General features: G+C 40.1%; 19 protein-coding genes. 7 read left to right on the forward strand and 12 right to left on the reverse strand.

Features of this window, described 5'->3' with window-relative positions:
• Positions 1-237, reverse strand: coding sequence for a DUF4492 domain-containing protein (locus CLIN57ABFB40_RS07455; protein ID WP_175629547.1), 237 nt, complete (start codon positions 235-237; stop codon positions 1-3).
• Between the two features lie 218 nt (positions 238-455).
• Here CLIN57ABFB40_RS07455 and CLIN57ABFB40_RS07460 point away from each other — a divergent pair, with 218 nt between their 5' ends.
• The 7 genes from CLIN57ABFB40_RS07460 (at position 456) to CLIN57ABFB40_RS07490 (ending at position 8,515) form a co-directional block, all read left to right on the forward strand.
• Positions 456-1,853: a TolC family protein gene (locus tag CLIN57ABFB40_RS07460; protein ID WP_410489604.1), complete on the forward strand. Its 1,398-nt coding sequence runs from the start codon at positions 456-458 to the stop codon at positions 1,851-1,853.
• A 26-nt stretch (positions 1,854-1,879) separates the two neighbouring features.
• Positions 1,880-3,109 (forward strand): efflux RND transporter periplasmic adaptor subunit, encoded by a 1,230-nt coding sequence (locus CLIN57ABFB40_RS07465; protein WP_175629549.1) that lies wholly within the window; start codon positions 1,880-1,882, stop codon positions 3,107-3,109.
• A gap of 5 nt (positions 3,110-3,114) precedes the next feature.
• The gene (locus CLIN57ABFB40_RS07470; protein WP_175629550.1) at positions 3,115-3,858 is read left to right on the forward strand and encodes an ABC transporter ATP-binding protein; all 744 of its coding nucleotides are present in this window, start codon (positions 3,115-3,117) and stop codon (positions 3,856-3,858) included.
• 92 nt (positions 3,859-3,950) lie between these two features.
• On the forward strand, positions 3,951-5,171 hold the full coding sequence (locus tag CLIN57ABFB40_RS07475; protein WP_175629551.1) for an ABC transporter permease: 1,221 nt from the start codon (positions 3,951-3,953) through the stop codon (positions 5,169-5,171).
• 18 nt (positions 5,172-5,189) lie between these two features.
• On the forward strand, positions 5,190-6,251 hold the full coding sequence (locus CLIN57ABFB40_RS07480) for a sensor histidine kinase (protein WP_175629552.1): 1,062 nt from the start codon (positions 5,190-5,192) through the stop codon (positions 6,249-6,251).
• A 40-nt stretch (positions 6,252-6,291) separates the two neighbouring features.
• Positions 6,292-6,990: a LytR/AlgR family response regulator transcription factor gene (locus CLIN57ABFB40_RS07485; protein ID WP_175629553.1), complete on the forward strand. Its 699-nt coding sequence runs from the start codon at positions 6,292-6,294 to the stop codon at positions 6,988-6,990.
• A gap of 343 nt (positions 6,991-7,333) precedes the next feature.
• The gene (locus CLIN57ABFB40_RS07490) at positions 7,334-8,515 is read left to right on the forward strand and encodes a tyrosine-type recombinase/integrase (protein WP_175629554.1); all 1,182 of its coding nucleotides are present in this window, start codon (positions 7,334-7,336) and stop codon (positions 8,513-8,515) included.
• A gap of 323 nt (positions 8,516-8,838) precedes the next feature.
• Here CLIN57ABFB40_RS07490 and CLIN57ABFB40_RS07495 read toward each other — a convergent pair whose 3' ends face one another.
• The 11 genes from CLIN57ABFB40_RS07495 to CLIN57ABFB40_RS07545 form a co-directional block, all read right to left on the reverse strand.
• Positions 8,839-9,645, reverse strand: coding sequence for an EcsC family protein (locus tag CLIN57ABFB40_RS07495; protein ID WP_175629555.1), 807 nt, complete (start codon positions 9,643-9,645; stop codon positions 8,839-8,841).
• A 123-nt stretch (positions 9,646-9,768) separates the two neighbouring features.
• On the reverse strand, positions 9,769-9,978 hold the full coding sequence (locus tag CLIN57ABFB40_RS07500; protein WP_175629556.1) for an HTH domain-containing protein: 210 nt from the start codon (positions 9,976-9,978) through the stop codon (positions 9,769-9,771).
• A gap of 283 nt (positions 9,979-10,261) precedes the next feature.
• On the reverse strand, positions 10,262-10,525 hold the full coding sequence (locus CLIN57ABFB40_RS07505) for a hypothetical protein (protein ID WP_175629557.1): 264 nt from the start codon (positions 10,523-10,525) through the stop codon (positions 10,262-10,264).
• Positions 10,526-10,554: 29 nt separating this feature from the next.
• Positions 10,555-11,616 (reverse strand): helix-turn-helix domain-containing protein, encoded by a 1,062-nt coding sequence (locus CLIN57ABFB40_RS07510; RefSeq protein WP_175629558.1) that lies wholly within the window; start codon positions 11,614-11,616, stop codon positions 10,555-10,557.
• A gap of 54 nt (positions 11,617-11,670) precedes the next feature.
• On the reverse strand, positions 11,671-12,285 hold the full coding sequence (locus CLIN57ABFB40_RS07515; protein ID WP_175629559.1) for a hypothetical protein: 615 nt from the start codon (positions 12,283-12,285) through the stop codon (positions 11,671-11,673).
• 158 nt (positions 12,286-12,443) lie between these two features.
• Complete coding sequence (locus CLIN57ABFB40_RS07520) at positions 12,444-12,950, reverse strand: histidine kinase (RefSeq protein ID WP_175629560.1); 507 nt, start codon at positions 12,948-12,950, stop codon at positions 12,444-12,446.
• Positions 12,947-13,525 carry an N-acetylmuramoyl-L-alanine amidase gene (locus CLIN57ABFB40_RS07525; protein ID WP_175629561.1) on the reverse strand — a complete coding sequence of 193 codons (579 nt, stop codon included), beginning with the start codon at positions 13,523-13,525 and terminating at the stop codon, positions 12,947-12,949. Before CLIN57ABFB40_RS07525 ends, CLIN57ABFB40_RS07520 begins: the two co-directional genes overlap by 4 nt.
• Positions 13,509-13,907: a hypothetical protein gene (locus tag CLIN57ABFB40_RS07530; protein WP_024986999.1), complete on the reverse strand. Its 399-nt coding sequence runs from the start codon at positions 13,905-13,907 to the stop codon at positions 13,509-13,511. The genes CLIN57ABFB40_RS07525 and CLIN57ABFB40_RS07530 overlap by 17 nt, the downstream gene beginning before the upstream one ends.
• A gap of 11 nt (positions 13,908-13,918) precedes the next feature.
• The gene (locus CLIN57ABFB40_RS07535; RefSeq protein WP_175629562.1) at positions 13,919-14,206 is read right to left on the reverse strand and encodes a hypothetical protein; all 288 of its coding nucleotides are present in this window, start codon (positions 14,204-14,206) and stop codon (positions 13,919-13,921) included.
• 204 nt (positions 14,207-14,410) lie between these two features.
• Entirely contained in the window at positions 14,411-14,689 is a 279-nt protein-coding gene (locus CLIN57ABFB40_RS07540; protein ID WP_175629563.1) for a hypothetical protein, read from the reverse strand.
• The gene (locus CLIN57ABFB40_RS07545) at positions 14,652-16,088 is read right to left on the reverse strand and encodes an RNA-directed DNA polymerase (RefSeq protein WP_175629564.1); all 1,437 of its coding nucleotides are present in this window, start codon (positions 16,086-16,088) and stop codon (positions 14,652-14,654) included. Before CLIN57ABFB40_RS07545 ends, CLIN57ABFB40_RS07540 begins: the two co-directional genes overlap by 38 nt.
• Positions 16,089-16,100: the final 12 nt, after the last annotated feature.

Consider the following 16,100-nt stretch of genomic DNA (forward strand, 5'->3'; position numbering starts at 1 on the left):
TTAAAAATCAATTGATTTCTCAGGAATAGCGCGTTGTATCAGTTCGTTTCCCACATAGTTTCCCTTATCGGCATCCGTAGGATGGTCACCGAGGAAATCTGGAAAAAAGAACAATTTGAGGATGAAGAACATGACGAATAATTTCAGCAGGATAATAATCCATAAAGTACGACCAAGCGTCATACTACGGAAACCTTCCAGATAAAAATTCCAAATAGAAAGAAGTGTATTCTTCATATGTCAGCGTTATAGTTTGTAATGAGTACAAATATACAATTTTTATAACTAAAACAAACAAATACCCCGAATTGTTGCGAGATTTGTTGTGTTTTTCTGATAAAATCAACCTATCGACAGAAAAAAATCATTTAACGGTAAAATTCCGTGTTCCGTCTATCGCTTTTGCGGCTAATATAATATGTACGTACCTTCGTTATCAGTAAATCAATAGAAGTATAAATATGATGAATGTAAAAAGATTGACAGTGATGGCATTTCTTGGCGCAGGTATGTTTTCGGGCATATCTGCCCAAGAATCTCCGCTGCAAGCCGATACGCTGAACGAAGCAAAACTCCCTGCACAATGGGATTTGCAATCGTGCATCGACTATGCTTTGGAACAGAATATTACGATTCGCAAAAACCGTGTGGCTGCGGAAAGTACACAGATTGACGTGAAGACAGCTAAAGCTGCTTTGTTTCCCAGCCTTTCATTCTCTACCAGCCAGCAGGTGGTGAACCGCCCGTATCAAGAATCGAGTAGCCGGGTGAGCGGCAGCGAGATTATCAGCAGTAACAGTAAAACCAGTTATAACGGCAATTATGGTCTGAATGCTTCGTGGACTTTATATAATGGAAGCAAGCGGCTGAAGACCATCAAGCAGGAACAACTGAACAACCAAGTAGCCGAACTCGATGTGGCAACGTCCGAGAATGATATTCAAGAATCCATCGCACAGGTTTATATCCAGATTCTTTATGCGGCGGAGTCGGTCAGAGTTAACGAGAATACGTTACAGGTTTCCATTGCGCAGCGTGACCGCGGTCAGCAATTGCTGGATGCAGGAAGTATTGCCAAAAGTGATTTTGCGCAACTGGAAGCTCAGGTCAGTACCGACCGTTATCAACTTGTCACAGCGCAAGCCACCCTGCAAGATTACAAATTACAACTGAAACAACTGCTCGAACTGGATGGGGAGAATGAAATGAACGTTTATCTCCCTGCCCTGTCCGACGAGAATGTACTTGCCCCCTTGCCTACTAAAAAAGATGTATATGTGAGCGCACTTGCCCTTCGTCCTGAGATTGAAGCAAGCAAGCTCAATGTAGAAGCTTCCGAATTGGGAATTGATATTGCAAAATCCGGTTATTTCCCCACCGTCAGCCTTAGCGCAGGCATCGGAACGAATCATACGAGCGGAAGTGACTTTACTTTCGGTGAACAGGTGAAGAATGGTTGGAACAATTCCATCGGTCTGTCGGTCAGTGTGCCTATATTCAACAACCGTCAGACAAAGAGCGCCATACAGAAGGCCAAATTGCAGCGCGAAACGAGCATGCTGTCACTGCTTGACGAACAGAAGGCTTTGTACAAGACGATTGAAGGTCTTTGGCTGGATGCCAACAGTGCACAACAGCGTTATGCGGCAGCCAACGAGAAACTGAGAAGCACGCAAATCAGCTACGACCTGATTAGTGAACAGTTCAATTTGGGAATGAAAAACACCGTGGAACTTCTCACCGAGAAGAATAACTTGTTGCAAGCGCAGCAAGAACAACTTCAAGCTAAATATATGGCTATACTGAATACCCAGTTGCTGAAGTTCTATCAAGGGGATAAATTGGCATTATAATAAATAAGTAAAAGCATAAGAAACGAATGAAAACGAAAAAGATTATCTTAATCGCCGTGGCAGTCGTTGTGGTAGCAGGTGCGGGAATCTGGTTCTTCGCAGGGTCGCCCGCCAAACACAAAGTCACGTATGCCACTGTTACTGTCAGCAAAGGCGATATTTCAAATTCGGTGACTGCTACCGGAACGATTGAACCTGTGACGGAAGTAGAAGTCGGTACACAAGTATCTGGTATCATTGACAAGATTTATGTAGACTACAACTCAACAGTCACCAAAGGGCAGTTGATTGCTGAGATGGACCGCGTTACTCTGCAAAGCGAACTGGCTTCCCAACAGGCAACTTATGACGGAGCTAAAGCCGAATATGAATATCAGAAAAAGAATTACGAACGTAGCAAAGGGCTGCATGAGAAATCCCTGATTAGCGATACGGACTTCGAACAGGCTCTTTACAATTATCAGAAGGCTAAAAGTAGTTATGACAGCAGCAAGGCATCTCTTGCGAAAGCGGAACGTAACTTGTCTTATGCAACGATTACTTCGCCCATTGACGGAGTTGTTATCAGCCGTGATGTAGAAGCCGGACAAACGGTTGCTTCCGGATTCGAAACTCCGACACTCTTCACCATCGCCGCGGATTTGACTCAGATGCAGGTGGTAGCCGATGTAGATGAAGCGGATATAGGCGGTGTGGAAGAAGGCCAGCGTGCCAGTTTTACGGTAGATGCTTACCCGAATGATACATTTGAGGGGGTAGTGACACAGATTCGTTTGGGAGATTCAAGCAGTACGAGCAACGCAAGCAGCGGTACAAGCACGGTAGTTACCTATGAAGTGGTAATCTCCGCCCCTAACCCCGACTTGAAACTGAAACCGCGTCTGACGGCTAATGTCACTATTTATATTCTTGATAAAAAAGGTGTATTGTCTGTGCCAAACAAGGCTTTGCGTTTCGTTCCGGAGAAACCGCTCATCGGTGCTAATGACATTATAAAAGATTGTGAGGGTAAACATAAACTTTGGACACGTGAAGGCACTACATTCACTGCGCATCCTGTAAAAATCGGAATTAGCAACGGGATATCTACGGAGATTATCAGCGGTATCACCGAAGGTACGAAAGTGGTATCCGAAGCTACCATAGGCGCAATGCCCGGTGAGAATTTCGAAGCTGGTCCCAATAAAGTGAACGGTGGAGAAAGAAGCCCGTTCATGCCTGGCCCTCCGGGAAGTAAGAAGAAAAACAACAAGTGACAATCATGAAGAAAGTAATTGAAATACAAAATATCAAACGGGACTTCCAGGTGGGAGACGAAACTGTTCATGCGTTACGGGGCGTTTCGTTTACTATCAACGAAGGGGAGTTTGTCACCATCATGGGTACTTCCGGTTCGGGAAAGTCCACGCTGCTTAACATATTGGGCTGCCTGGACACCCCGACAAGCGGCGAGTATCTGCTCGACGATATTCCCGTCCGCACGATGAGCAAGCCTCAACGTGCAGTACTGAGGAATCGTAAGATTGGATTCGTGTTCCAAAGCTATAATCTGTTGCCTAAAACGACCGCAGTGGAAAATGTGGAACTGCCGCTTATGTACAACTCGTCCGTCAGTGCTTCCGAACGTCACCGCCGTGCCATCGAATCTTTGCAGGCTGTGGGATTGGGCGACCGTCTGGAACATAAATCCAACCAGATGTCCGGTGGACAGATGCAGCGGGTTGCCATTGCACGTGCGCTGGTAAATAATCCAGCTGTTATTCTTGCGGATGAAGCAACGGGAAACCTCGATACCCGCACCTCTTTCGAGATACTTGTCCTGTTTCAGAAACTTCACGCGGAAGGACGCACTATTATCTTTGTAACGCATAATCCCGAAATTGCGCAATATAGCAGCCGCAATATCCGTCTGCGCGATGGTCATGTCATAGAGGACACTGTCAACTCAAAGATTCTGTCCGCTGCCGAAGCACTTGCGGCATTGCCGAAAAACGACGAGGATTAAATAGTGATTAACGGGATAGTGATTAGTGATTAATTCATAGCTATTCATTATCGCGTTAATCACTAATCATTAAATAATTAATCACTAACAACATGAATGGAACTAATTTATTCAAGATAGCTCTCCGGGCATTGGCGAACAACAAATTACGTGCTTTTCTCACCATGCTCGGTATTATCATCGGTGTCGCTTCCGTCATCACGATGCTTGCTATCGGACAAGGTTCGAAGAAAAGTATCCAACAGCAGATTTCCGAGATGGGGTCGAACATGATTATGATTCACCCGGGAGCCGATATGCGTGGTGGTGTCCGGCAAGACCCGTCTGCCATGCAGACCTTGAAACTAGCCGATTACGAAGCCTTGCGCGATGAGACAAGTTTTTTGTCTGCTGTCAGCCCTAATGTCTCTTCATCAGGACAGCTTATTGCCGGCAACAATAACTATCCGGCATCCGTGAACGGCGTAGGAACGGAATACCTTGATATTCGCCAGTTGACGGTGGAAAATGGGGAGATGTTCACCGAAGCCGACATTCAAAGCTCTGCAAAAGTATGCGTGATAGGAAAGACAATAGTGGACAATCTTTTCCCGGACGGAAGTGACCCGGTAGGCAAGATTATCCGTTTCAGCAAGATACCCTTCCGGGTGGTAGGCGTGCTCAAGGCAAAGGGCTACAACTCTATGGGACAAGACCAGGATGCCGTAGTACTTGCTCCTTATACCACTGTGATGAAGCGTTTGCTTGCCGTCACATACCTGCAAGGCGTGTTTGCTTCTGCGCTCACCGAAGATATGACAGAATATGCTACGGATGAAATCAGTACGATTCTCCGCCGCAACCATAAGTTGAAAACAACGGACAATGATGATTTCACCATCCGTACCCAACAAGAACTGAGCACGATGCTCAACTCTACCACCGACCTGATGACGACCCTGCTTGCCTGCATCGCAGGAATTTCACTGGTGGTAGGCGGTATCGGGATTATGAATATCATGTATGTATCCGTCACGGAACGTACCCGCGAGATTGGTTTGCGTATGTCTGTCGGTGCACGGGGTGTTGATATTCTGAGCCAGTTCCTTATTGAAGCCATCATGATTAGTATCACGGGCGGCATCATCGGGGTGATTATCGGTTGCGGAGCCAGTTGGATTGTGAAAAGTGTGGCGCATTGGCCTATCTTTATCCAACCTTGGAGTGTATTCCTTTCTTTTGCGGTATGCACTGTCACCGGAGTCTTCTTCGGATGGTATCCCGCCAAGAAAGCCGCAGATTTAGACCCGATAGAAGCCATCAGATACGAATAAAAAGCTATCTTTGTCTTTATGAAACAAAACTTTACATCTGCGCGTCGTCCTCTGGAGATACTGATACACATTATCGGCTGGGGGATTATGTTCGGTTTCCCGTTCTTTTTCGTTGAACGCGGAAACGGGAACATTAACTGGATGGCTTATATACGCCATCTTGCCGTACCACTTTCTTTCATGATTGTGTTCTACGTCAACTATTTCCTTCTGGTTCCCCGTTATCTTTTCCAGGGGCAGGCAAAGAGATACATCATCTATAACATTATCTTTTTATGCGCCATCGGAGTTTTACTCCACCTTTGGCAAAGCCTGACGTTCGACTCGTCATTTGCATCCAGACCAAAGCGTCCGGGTATGCCACCGGGATGGCTGTTCTTCCTTAGGGATATGCTGAGTCTCGTCTTTACCATCGGGCTGAGCGCCGCCATCCGTATGAGTGCGCGATGGACGCAGAACGAAGCCGCCCGTAAAGAAGCGGAACGAAGCCGCGCGGAAGCCGAACTGAAAAACCTGCGGAACCAGTTGAACCCGCACTTTTTGCTGAATACCTTGAATAACATTTATGCTTTGATTGCCTTTGATTCGGATAAGGCACAGGAAGCGGTACAAGAGTTGAGCAAACTTCTCCGATATGTGTTGTATGATAATCAGCAGACGTATGTCCCTCTCTGCAAGGAAGTAGATTTTATCCGCAATTATATTGAGTTGATGCGTATCCGCCTGTCCGCGAATGTACAGATGACCACTCAATTCGACATTCAGCCGGATAGCCAGATGCTTATTGCTCCGCTTATCTTCATTTCGTTGATAGAGAATGCTTTCAAGCATGGCATCTCTCCTACTGAACCTAGTTTTATCAGTATTCATATTTCGGAGAATGATAAGGAAGTGGTTTGTGAAATCCGCAACAGCAATCATCCCAAGACGGTGGAAGATAAAAGTGGTTCGGGTGTCGGGTTAGAGCAAGTGAGCCGACGGTTGGAGATACTTTACCCGGGGGCTTACACTTGGTCGAAAGGCAGCTCGGAAGACGAATCTGTCTATGAATCGAGACTGAGTATTAAAATCAAAGAGTAGACAGAAAACGTTTAGTATAAAACATCAGATATAGAATAATATGGTATTACGTTGTGCAATTGTTGATGATGAGCCTTTAGCTCTCAGCCTGTTAGAAAGTTATGTGAACAAGACTCCGTTCCTGCAACTCGCAGGAAAATATTCCAGCGCAGTCCAGGCAATGAAGGAATTGCCGGATGAAGAGGTGGAACTTCTGTTTTTGGACATTCAGATGCCGGAGCTTAACGGACTGGAGTTCTCGAAGATGGTAGACTCCCGCACCCGTATCGTGTTTACTACAGCTTTCGGGCAATATGCTATCGACGGTTATCGTGTCAACGCACTCGATTATCTGCTGAAGCCAATCTCATACGTTGATTTCCTGCAAGCGGCAAACAAAGCGCTCCAATGGTTCGAACTGGTTCAGAAGCCGGAAGAGATAGATAGTATTTTCGTGAAAAGCGACTATAAGCTGGTACAGGTAGACCTCAAGAAAATCACGTATATCGAAGGTTTGAAAGATTATATCAAAATCTATACAGAAGATGCCCCCAAACCCATTTTGTCACTTATGAGCATGAAAGCAATGGAAGAACTTTTGCCTTCCAGCCGTTTCATACGCGTGCATCGTTCGTTCATTGTCCAGAAAGATAAGATACGTGTGATTGACCGTGGTCGTATCGTCTTCGACAAGACATATATCCCCATCAGTGATAGTTACAAGCAAGTTTTCCAAACTTTTCTTGATGAAAGGAGCTAACATTAGCTATTTTATCGGTGAAATTAATATTTTTGTCGATTATTATTTGTCAAAACCCGTTTTATCCCTACCTTTGCAGAGAACAGAAAGGGATTGTGAAATTCCGAGAATAGAATAGTTTAGTTAAGTCTAGTTTAGTTTTTGTGTTGAATGGCTTCCTCGTCGGCGGACGAACAAGGAAGCCATTTTTATAATTGATATACAGCAATTTACAAATCCTAATCGAACTTTTTCTTTCTTAATTAGTATTGTTCATTAAGAGTTAAAACGTCACTTTTGACGCTATTTACATTGCCGTAACCGTGCCGCGGCAATATATATACTAATTAAATAGAATTTAAACATGGCTAATCTATTTATCACAATCGTACCAACTAAAATATTGGCAAACGGCCAACATAAAATAAGAATTGCTGTGTCTCACAACTGGGACACACGTTACATTCCGACCAGTATAGTTATAGACTCACTCAATGAGTTCAAAAATGGAAAAATTGTAAAGCGTTCAGATAAAGAACTACTAAATGCAAAACTTAAAAGAATTTATGATACTTATTACGAACGCTGTGAAAGTATAGAATACGCAGATTCACTTACCTGTACACAGTTAGTCAAAATAATAACCAGCCCAATTAACGGTGAACAACACCGCAAATTTGAGGATATAGTTGAAGAATTCCTCTCACAGATAGATGAGGATGATAGAGAAAAAACGCATAAACTTTATAAATTGGCCGCTAAACATTTTATTCGGTTTACTGGTCCAAGTACACTCATGGAACACATAACACCAATCCGGATTAATAACTATCTAACGCATTTAAGGAAAAGCAAACTCTCTCCTACCTCAATCAAAATCTATATTACACTATTGAAAGTAATAATAAACTATGCCATCAAGATGAGATACGTAGAATATAAAGTAGATCCATTTGTCACAGCTTCCATTCCTTCAGCTAAGAAAAGAGACACACATATCACAGTTGAACAACTAAAGATTATTAGAGATATGGTGCCTAATCAATATAACGTATCAGTAGTTCGCGACATATTCATGCTTACTTATTACTTAGCCGGCATGAACTTAGTTGATATGCTAGCTTACGACTTCCGGACCAACATTGTAGATTACATCAGAATCAAGACAAGGAATACTAAGGATGGCGACCGGTTGACTTCGTTTGCGATTCCTGATGAAGCAAAACCTCTCATCAAGAAATATATGAATAAGAATACCGGAAAGCTTGTATTTGGAAAGTATAAAACTTATGTATCCTGTTATAATACACTCACCCGGAAAATGAAAGTTCTGAAAACAGTAGCAGGCGTTACTCACAACTTAACATTATATTCAGCTCGCAAATCATTCGTCCAACATGGCTACGATCTTGGAATACCCCTTAGCACTCTTGAATACTGTATCGGTCAGTCAATGAAAGAAGATCGTCCAATCTTCAACTATGTATCAATCATGAAAAAACATGCAGATAAAGCGATACGCGAGATACTTGATAATCTGAAATAAAATAGTATCTTTGCAACATCAAGATAATACGGACATAATTCGGATTATTTTGGTTTGACTTTAGTGAGGGGGTGGTTCCCCTCACTTTTTTTATATCCTTACCGAACTTTTCACTTATATATTAGTACTACCTTATGTAACCCTTCTGGAGAGTTTGTTGATTCGTGTGTTGTTGATTGGAGAGATTACAAAACAAAGAGGTAGCCGAATAGCTACCTCTTATAAACTCTATTATGATTGCTACTTAGTGAGAAGAAAGCCCTAGAATAAATACTCTTAGTACTTTCTTACTTTCTGATGTCTTGAAAGAATATAACTAATAATTAAATCGATTGAACTTTTCCATTATCAATAAGCCAACGTTCTTGAAAACTTCTTCTTGCGGCCAAACATATATCATTTATAAAAGCAATATTCATAGTTGCACCAACACCGGCACCTATAAGAGGAATTGCTTGAATTGCCTTTCTTTTTGTGATATTAATACCAAGTTGTTTAGCTAGACTTTTGATTGTAATCAATATGGCTTCACTACAATACTTATTTACAGTAGCTTTTTCAGCCATTTTTTTCCAACTTTGTTTTACAAGAATAACATTTAATTGTTTAAGAGTAACTAATGCCATATTCTTTTCTTGCATAGAATTAGAACCGGCAACAGACATTATAGAATATACAAATTGAGTATCTTCTAATGTTAATGCTTTATAACCATAGCAAATTCCTATTTTATGTATTGTTCTTAATGCAATAGTTACAACCATAGGAATATCAACAAACATACCTGGTAAGCCAAAAAAGCCAGTGACTCCCCCTTCTAGACCAAGTCCGGCCAATGCCCAATTATGAACTTCATCTGCTAACTTATCGGACAATTGAAGATCTTTTGTTTTTAACTCAATTATTGAATTAACTTTTGCATTCCGTATAATATCTTGTTCATCAGTAATTAACTTTGCCAAGGTATTAGAAGCTGTTAGAGCACCTTGTATCGCTTTTTGTGGGATAATTCTATTTGCAACCAGAACAATAGGCTTAGTCATATAACCTACAGCTTTGGAAACTACCGATGGTTCAGTAGCTTTCCAAATCTTAATGTCTTTAATTTGACTTTCTTCGTACGTATTCATCTTTTTACAAAACCTGTTTTTACTATTAGTTTAATCCATTAAAAATAAATTTAATTTCTTTCCCTATGTTAATTACCTCACAAACGCAATTGTGAGCATATTTATTTTCTTTTGCCATAGTAGTTAGTCAGTGACCAAATAGACAGTACTTCCCAGTCTACGAAAAAGTTTATCGTAGTTTTTAGTACGCCCATGGATTTGAAAAGGAGTAATTTCACTTTTATCTTTCTTCACATACCATTTATTTTCATTGAGAGCATTTGCAATCTCTGTTGTTGTCATAGGAGTACCCTTTTCTTTCAACAATTTAATAATAGCTTCGTGTAATGTCATATCTTTTTAATGCTTTTTGGGATGTTTTTTATCATACATAAGTTTAGTTTGAAACCCTTTCGTTATTTCATCTTCTAAAATGATATCTTTTGATAAGACCCAGATAATGATAGGACTTCCATCATCATAACGGATACCTGCTCCAATTGCCAGCCAAATTTGAAGATGAAGTTCATAGCCGAAAACTGATGCAAAGGTATAAGAAAGCCCCGAATCAAAGAGACGGGACAATATAAAAAGGATTTATCATTAATAGAACACAACTTATCTCTAAAATAATAAATCAATAATGATTGTTTGGTACAATTACTTTAGAATCTTTCATCATACTAATATATGCTTTCAAAAATGCTTCAGCAGTATCAAGATTAGACTCAACATTAGAAGGATTATATATTCCTATTCTATCCGCATCTTGCGGTTTTGTCAAATGACTTGTATACCAGTAATACAAACCACCTTCCTTTTCAATTCTTGCATACACAGTTACCATATTATCATATTTATCTTTCACCACATAAGTGAATTTTTTTATTGTTTTAGCCATATGATGATTATATTTATAAGATATACAGATTATATACTCAATCTTAATTTCAAATTAGTTTTTGTAGGACAGCAAAATCTAGTAAGAACATCAAGAGGCAAACTAAATGCAGTTGCCATTTCCTCATTTGAGTATTCCAATTCATTCTTATGAAGTTTATAAGCTTCATTGTACATATTCGGCATATCAATATATACACTCACAGGTTCACTTTTTCTATATCCTCTTCTACTTAGTTCAATACTAAAATATTTATATTTTTCGTTAGTAATACATTTCAAATCTTTTGCCCTACGTACAATAGATGCCATGGAAGTTAACCAATATCTTTTTAATTCCACCAAATACTGCAGTTTTAGTCCACGTAAAGAATTTGATATAGCATCAGAAGGCATAAGGAATTCTGAAGCAAATCTATTTGCTTCATCTTCTTTATCCCGATATTCAGAGATTAGAAACTCATTTGAAGTATGCATGATCAAATGTCCCAGTTCATGTGCTAAAGTGAATCTTTTATGGTCATTACTGAAATTCTTATTAATAATAATCACATAATATCCACCATCTGTCAAAAAAGAAACCCCGTCAAATAGATCCACATCATAATCCAATTCTATGATTATAATCCCATTTCTTTCCAGCAAAGAGAATATATTCCGAACCGGTTCATCTTTCAAGCCTAAATACTTCCTGGTGTACTGAGCCACGGTTTCGGGTGTATATCCATCTTCAAGGTCAATCATTCGAAATGACATATCTGGAAATTCCACAGACTCCCCCATTTGGTCTACAATATAACCTAATAACTTGTTTGAAAGGTCTATTTGGGAACGTTCATTTTTAGTCATTCCTTTCTTCCTTCGGTAGTGCGCATTTTCTGCAATATTTGAGATTTTCTTCTCATAAAAGTCAGTTGGAAATCCCAGAAAATCAATTATGCGATTAAGTACATCGGTAGATAAAGGACCAATACCCTTCTCATACTTAGATAAATTGGATTGTGACAATCCAACAATCTTAGAAGCAAGCTCGGTTTGCGAGTAACCTCGATATTCACGAGCAAATATTATCTGCTTATAGTTGATTTCCATTTTTGCTATCAGTATTGTTGTTTTCTAAAATAAATTCGGTGATGTATCATATTATTAATTATTTCTTCCTTCTTTCTTTTTGATATTTTGGCGTACAGAGAGAGACGCAGCGGCTGGTTGAACATCCATTGTTCTATTAACTGTAAAAATATCATTTTCAGAAATAGTCCATCTCACTCTGTTTTCATCGATATAAACCAATTTTGGATTTATAATCTCTCCAAAACGACTTTTATTATATCCAAAAAATAAAATAGGCTCTGTCCCGTTATCATACATATCAAACAAATAACCTTGCTCTTGGTTCTGAATAGATGATGAAAAACGAGTTGGAACATTCATTGGCATATTTTTACTATTTAATTTCTTAAAAAGCATAATATATCCATTAACTCTAAGCATAAATCTTTTGTACTTTCCAAATGTCCAGCCATCTTTAAAAACAGACTGAACACTTTGAATTATTTTTGAGTTTAAGAGGGAGGCTTCAAATCCTCGACAACGAGCTGTAAACGGGGTTTGTATTACCTCTTTTTCATAATTACGTACAGCATTCCAAAATGCATCAAATAGCTTTTCTAACGACTCACGAAGTTCGTATTCACATTCTTTAGCGTTTATTATACGCTTCCTTTTGGCTGTTTCAGCCACATTCTTTAATTTTGCCATAAAAATAAAATTTTATATTTTTACATCACCGAATTTAAAGTTTATCTCTGCGCCAACAGAGATATTCTTTTGCTGCAAAGATATATATTATTTCCGCAATATTGTATTTTATCACATATAATTTCTCCCCGAAATTGTATTTTCAATAAAAGAAAGGCTTATTTCTTAAATTTACACCCCAACCATCCCGCAAGAATCAAGCCAATGACATAGCAATAAACTTTATCTTTATGCAAATCCCACCAAGATAACTCGGCTACCTTCTCTCTTTGATTTAGTAAAGCATTCACCTTGTTACTTATAGTATCAAGTCGATTCGAAAACTGCTGCAAAGTAATGGATAATGTTTCATCAATTTCAGTCCGTTCTTGCTCCTGTTTGGAAGCGGTAGTAGTACTTTCTTTGACTGGATACTGTTTTCCGGCTGAATCCGGAAGCGACAAGTAAACTGTTTTATTCTCAATTTTCAGATTACTCAACTTGTCAGTAGTAACTTTCGTTTGCTTATTCACATCCAGCTGTAATGATTCAATTAAGTTTCGCAAATACAAAAAATCCCCTGAATAGTCAATCTGCTTTTGTGACTCAATGTTATGAGAAGTTTTGCAGGAAGTAAACCATATTCCTGACATCAAGAACATGGTTATATAGATTAGCATTTTCATACTTTCAGATATTTACAAATACCTTTCACATGAAGAGAGACAATAGTCCGTTTACCTTCTTCTGACAACAGGAAATCCACATCTTCTCTGTTATCCTGAAATAGATTCTCCGTCAGAACAGCCGGACACTTCGTATGCTTCAAGATATAAAAACTACTCTCCTTATCTGGATCACCGTCTGCCATATCCTTCCGTATCTTCATTCCAGGCAAGCATTCCTCAGCAGCCCCATACAGATAGTCAGCTAACTTATCGGCTTTTGTCTGCCCCACGCTAGTCCATGCTTCCCAACCACGTGCCTGCATCCAATTTGAGCCATTACCAGCTGCATTACAATGGATAGAAATAAGAATTGCTTCGGAAGCCTTATACTCGCTCACTCTCCGACAACGTTCTGCCAATGGTACATCCGCCTCTTCTTTCACAATACATTCAGTATCTACTCCCAGTTTACGCAATTCAAATACTACACGCCCAGCTATTTCACGGGTATAGGCGTATTCTTTTAACCTACCATCCGGAGAACACTTACCCGGAGTATTACTACCGTGACCGTTATCAATCAATACTTTCATTTTTTTCCTCCTTTTTATTAATTAGTGCAATTCTACGTGGTGGAATACGGCGACCGCATTCACTATCAGGCCGGTCACAGCGATTATGTTCAGCATCTTTCAACTGCAATTCCAGTTCATGACATTTATGTATCCAAGACAATTTATCATTTTGTTCATTACGTAATTCAACATAGATAGTATCTATCTTCATATCACGTTGTGCAATACGATCCTCTAACCAATCCACCTGCTTACGCTCATTCTCATCTTCCATAGAATCAGCAGAAGCATCTTCCTTACGCGCATTTGTTTTGCGATTCACGTAAAAATTAACGATCCATTTAATCGCTTCAAACCCGCCCAATGCTCCTAGTACAGCTAACCATTCATTTAAGCCCATTATTTTCTCAATCAATAGAAATGAACAAGAACAACCAGTATAGCAATTATACCAGGAAACAAGACAGTTGCTAACGCATCCAGCCAATCAAAGACAAATCCACATTTCTTTTGAATGTACTCAACCACTATTGCAGCAATAGCAGTTGTCGCTAAAGAAACAATAGCAGATTTACAGAAATCAATGCCTAATAGAAGGAAACAGAAGGCAAGCATTACAACATAGACGAACATACCGGCTTTAACGTGTGCCGGCCGGTTAGATTGCAAAATCCAATCATACAATACTTTTATACCCATACTCATAGCGTTTAATTATTTAATAAAATATTCTGTATGAGACAAATGTATCGAGTATAATAACCAGTTTTACAAAAACAGAAAATCTTGAAAATCAATTCTATGATAAACCACTATAAAACAAGTTATTATAATTTTCGCTTTTTCTTAAATAAAAAAGAGATGCTAGAACAGCACCCCTAAAATAACCAACAGATTGAACTATTAATCCGTAAACATATACATAGAAAGGTCAACCTTTTCTATTTCATCAGAAATTGTATCTCCATACATGGTCAAAGAAACCCGATAACGGTCAATACTTCTTTGAATCTGTTGTATTGTTGGTTTATCGGGATATTCCGAACTGGCAAAAGTTACCAGTTCTTCACCATTATCATCTTTTCCGACCACTCTGAAATGATGGCGGACAATCCAGGTTCCATCCGGTTGCTGCTCGATAGGCTTAGCACATATCCGGGGTAAGATATTTTTTTGCTCCATGTTTTTTGATATGTTTAATTAGTTGTTTTCTTTCATTGTATTTATTCTTCAACACAAATTTCTCAAAGGGGCCGTCGATGTAGACATATTCCCACCATTCCGCCACAAGCATTGTTGCCAATTTCCTTCGTATATTGTACGTTGCAAAGTGGCGCATCAGGCCGTAATAAGAGTTCATTGTACTTATAAACTTTTCAGCGTATGCTTCCGCAAGCCCTGTTTCTGCTATCTTATTAAATTTCCTCACAGCGTCATAAGCATTGCCGACAACCCTCTTGCTGATATAAATCCTGCCCGGCAGGATGAACGCACCAACAAACAGGACTCCTTTTTTATAGTGTTGAAAATAGACTTTCTTCGGATGCAGTTGTAGAAGGAGTTGCTCCTTCAGGAAACCGTTCATTAGAGAAACCTTGGGCAAAATATCCTCAGGCGACTTCACCACGATGCAGAAATCATCAACAAAACGAACGTAATGCTTGAATCCCAATATCTCCATTACATAGTAATCGAAAACTGATGCCAGGAAATTGGCTATAAGCTGAGAAAGGAGATTGCCCGGCGGAGTACCGTTGCCCTTATCATTATAAAAAAGACTTTTGCTACAGGGGAACTTGTCCCACATGGATAATGGCGACCGTCGGTGACACTTATCTTGCGGGCAATGGAAGATTGTGACGACAAGGAGATAGAGCAGACAGTCGATATCATCATCCTTATAGTTGTCTCTCAAGAAAATATCCATCATCTCCCAAACCAAAGACTTGGAAATCGACATGAAAAAATTCAGAAAGTCGGCTTTAAGAACATAAGCGTCGATAGTATAATTCTTACTCACTTCGACAATCATGCTATTCAGGTAGTGTACGGCAGACAGACACCCCTCACCTTTACGGCAGTTCTTAGAGACATTGCCTTGTGCTTTGAACCGTAGTTCCAACAGAGGTTCAATACGGATGGCAATCCAATGATGCACTATTCGGTCGATGAATGCAGCAGCAAAGATTTCCCGGTAAACCGGGCGGGTACGGACAAAGGCTTTCGAGAAGTCCGGTACATATTCACCATGAACGATTGCGTTCCATAGCCGCACCAGCGTGTATTGGTAATCGTCATAGAATTTAATACAGTCATGGCTTGTACGCTTCTGCCGGACGCATTCGTACATGGCTTCAAAAATACTGCTAAGGGTGATGTCATAGACTATATTATCTGTTGCGGAAACGGGGCGAACACGATAGGCGCTCAGGCGGCCGTTGGTGTTGACGTTGCCGTTGTTGAAGTTCACCCCCCAAGCGCTGGAAGCCCTTGTATCCACTTTTTCAGTGTTTTGATGCTGACTCTTTCCCAACTCATCGTTGGAAGGATACCCAATAAATAATTCTAGTTGCTCACCCATAACCACCGTGAC

The sequence above is a fragment of the Bacteroides acidifaciens genome, from assembly GCF_903181435.1.
GTDB lineage: Bacteria > Bacteroidota > Bacteroidia > Bacteroidales > Bacteroidaceae > Bacteroides.

What these genes read in the sequence shown, in the direction of transcription:
- CLIN57ABFB40_RS07535 (WP_175629562.1), bottom strand. Translation starts at nt 14,206, where the DNA reads ATGGGTATAAAAGTATTGTATGATTGGATTTTGCAATCTAACCGGCCG.
- CLIN57ABFB40_RS07485 (WP_175629553.1), top strand. Translation starts at nt 6,292, where the DNA reads ATGGTATTACGTTGTGCAATTGTTGATGATGAGCCTTTAGCTCTCAGC.
- CLIN57ABFB40_RS07495 (WP_175629555.1), bottom strand. Translation starts at nt 9,645, where the DNA reads ATGAATACGTACGAAGAAAGTCAAATTAAAGACATTAAGATTTGGAAA.
- CLIN57ABFB40_RS07525 (WP_175629561.1), bottom strand. Translation starts at nt 13,525, where the DNA reads ATGAAAGTATTGATTGATAACGGTCACGGTAGTAATACTCCGGGTAAG.
- CLIN57ABFB40_RS07500 (WP_175629556.1), bottom strand. Translation starts at nt 9,978, where the DNA reads ATGACATTACACGAAGCTATTATTAAATTGTTGAAAGAAAAGGGTACT.
- CLIN57ABFB40_RS07515 (WP_175629559.1), bottom strand. Translation starts at nt 12,285, where the DNA reads ATGGCAAAATTAAAGAATGTGGCTGAAACAGCCAAAAGGAAGCGTATA.
- CLIN57ABFB40_RS07455 (WP_175629547.1), bottom strand. Translation starts at nt 237, where the DNA reads ATGAAGAATACACTTCTTTCTATTTGGAATTTTTATCTGGAAGGTTTC.
- CLIN57ABFB40_RS07540 (WP_175629563.1), bottom strand. Translation starts at nt 14,689, where the DNA reads ATGGAGCAAAAAAATATCTTACCCCGGATATGTGCTAAGCCTATCGAG.
- CLIN57ABFB40_RS07475 (WP_175629551.1), top strand. Translation starts at nt 3,951, where the DNA reads ATGAATGGAACTAATTTATTCAAGATAGCTCTCCGGGCATTGGCGAAC.
- CLIN57ABFB40_RS07520 (WP_175629560.1), bottom strand. Translation starts at nt 12,950, where the DNA reads ATGAAAATGCTAATCTATATAACCATGTTCTTGATGTCAGGAATATGG.
- CLIN57ABFB40_RS07465 (WP_175629549.1), top strand. Translation starts at nt 1,880, where the DNA reads ATGAAAACGAAAAAGATTATCTTAATCGCCGTGGCAGTCGTTGTGGTA.
- CLIN57ABFB40_RS07480 (WP_175629552.1), top strand. Translation starts at nt 5,190, where the DNA reads ATGAAACAAAACTTTACATCTGCGCGTCGTCCTCTGGAGATACTGATA.
- CLIN57ABFB40_RS07505 (WP_175629557.1), bottom strand. Translation starts at nt 10,525, where the DNA reads ATGGCTAAAACAATAAAAAAATTCACTTATGTGGTGAAAGATAAATAT.
- CLIN57ABFB40_RS07490 (WP_175629554.1), top strand. Translation starts at nt 7,334, where the DNA reads ATGGCTAATCTATTTATCACAATCGTACCAACTAAAATATTGGCAAAC.
- CLIN57ABFB40_RS07510 (WP_175629558.1), bottom strand. Translation starts at nt 11,616, where the DNA reads ATGGAAATCAACTATAAGCAGATAATATTTGCTCGTGAATATCGAGGT.
- CLIN57ABFB40_RS07545 (WP_175629564.1), bottom strand. Translation starts at nt 16,088, where the DNA reads ATGGGTGAGCAACTAGAATTATTTATTGGGTATCCTTCCAACGATGAG.
- CLIN57ABFB40_RS07470 (WP_175629550.1), top strand. Translation starts at nt 3,115, where the DNA reads ATGAAGAAAGTAATTGAAATACAAAATATCAAACGGGACTTCCAGGTG.
- CLIN57ABFB40_RS07530 (WP_024986999.1), bottom strand. Translation starts at nt 13,907, where the DNA reads ATGGGCTTAAATGAATGGTTAGCTGTACTAGGAGCATTGGGCGGGTTT.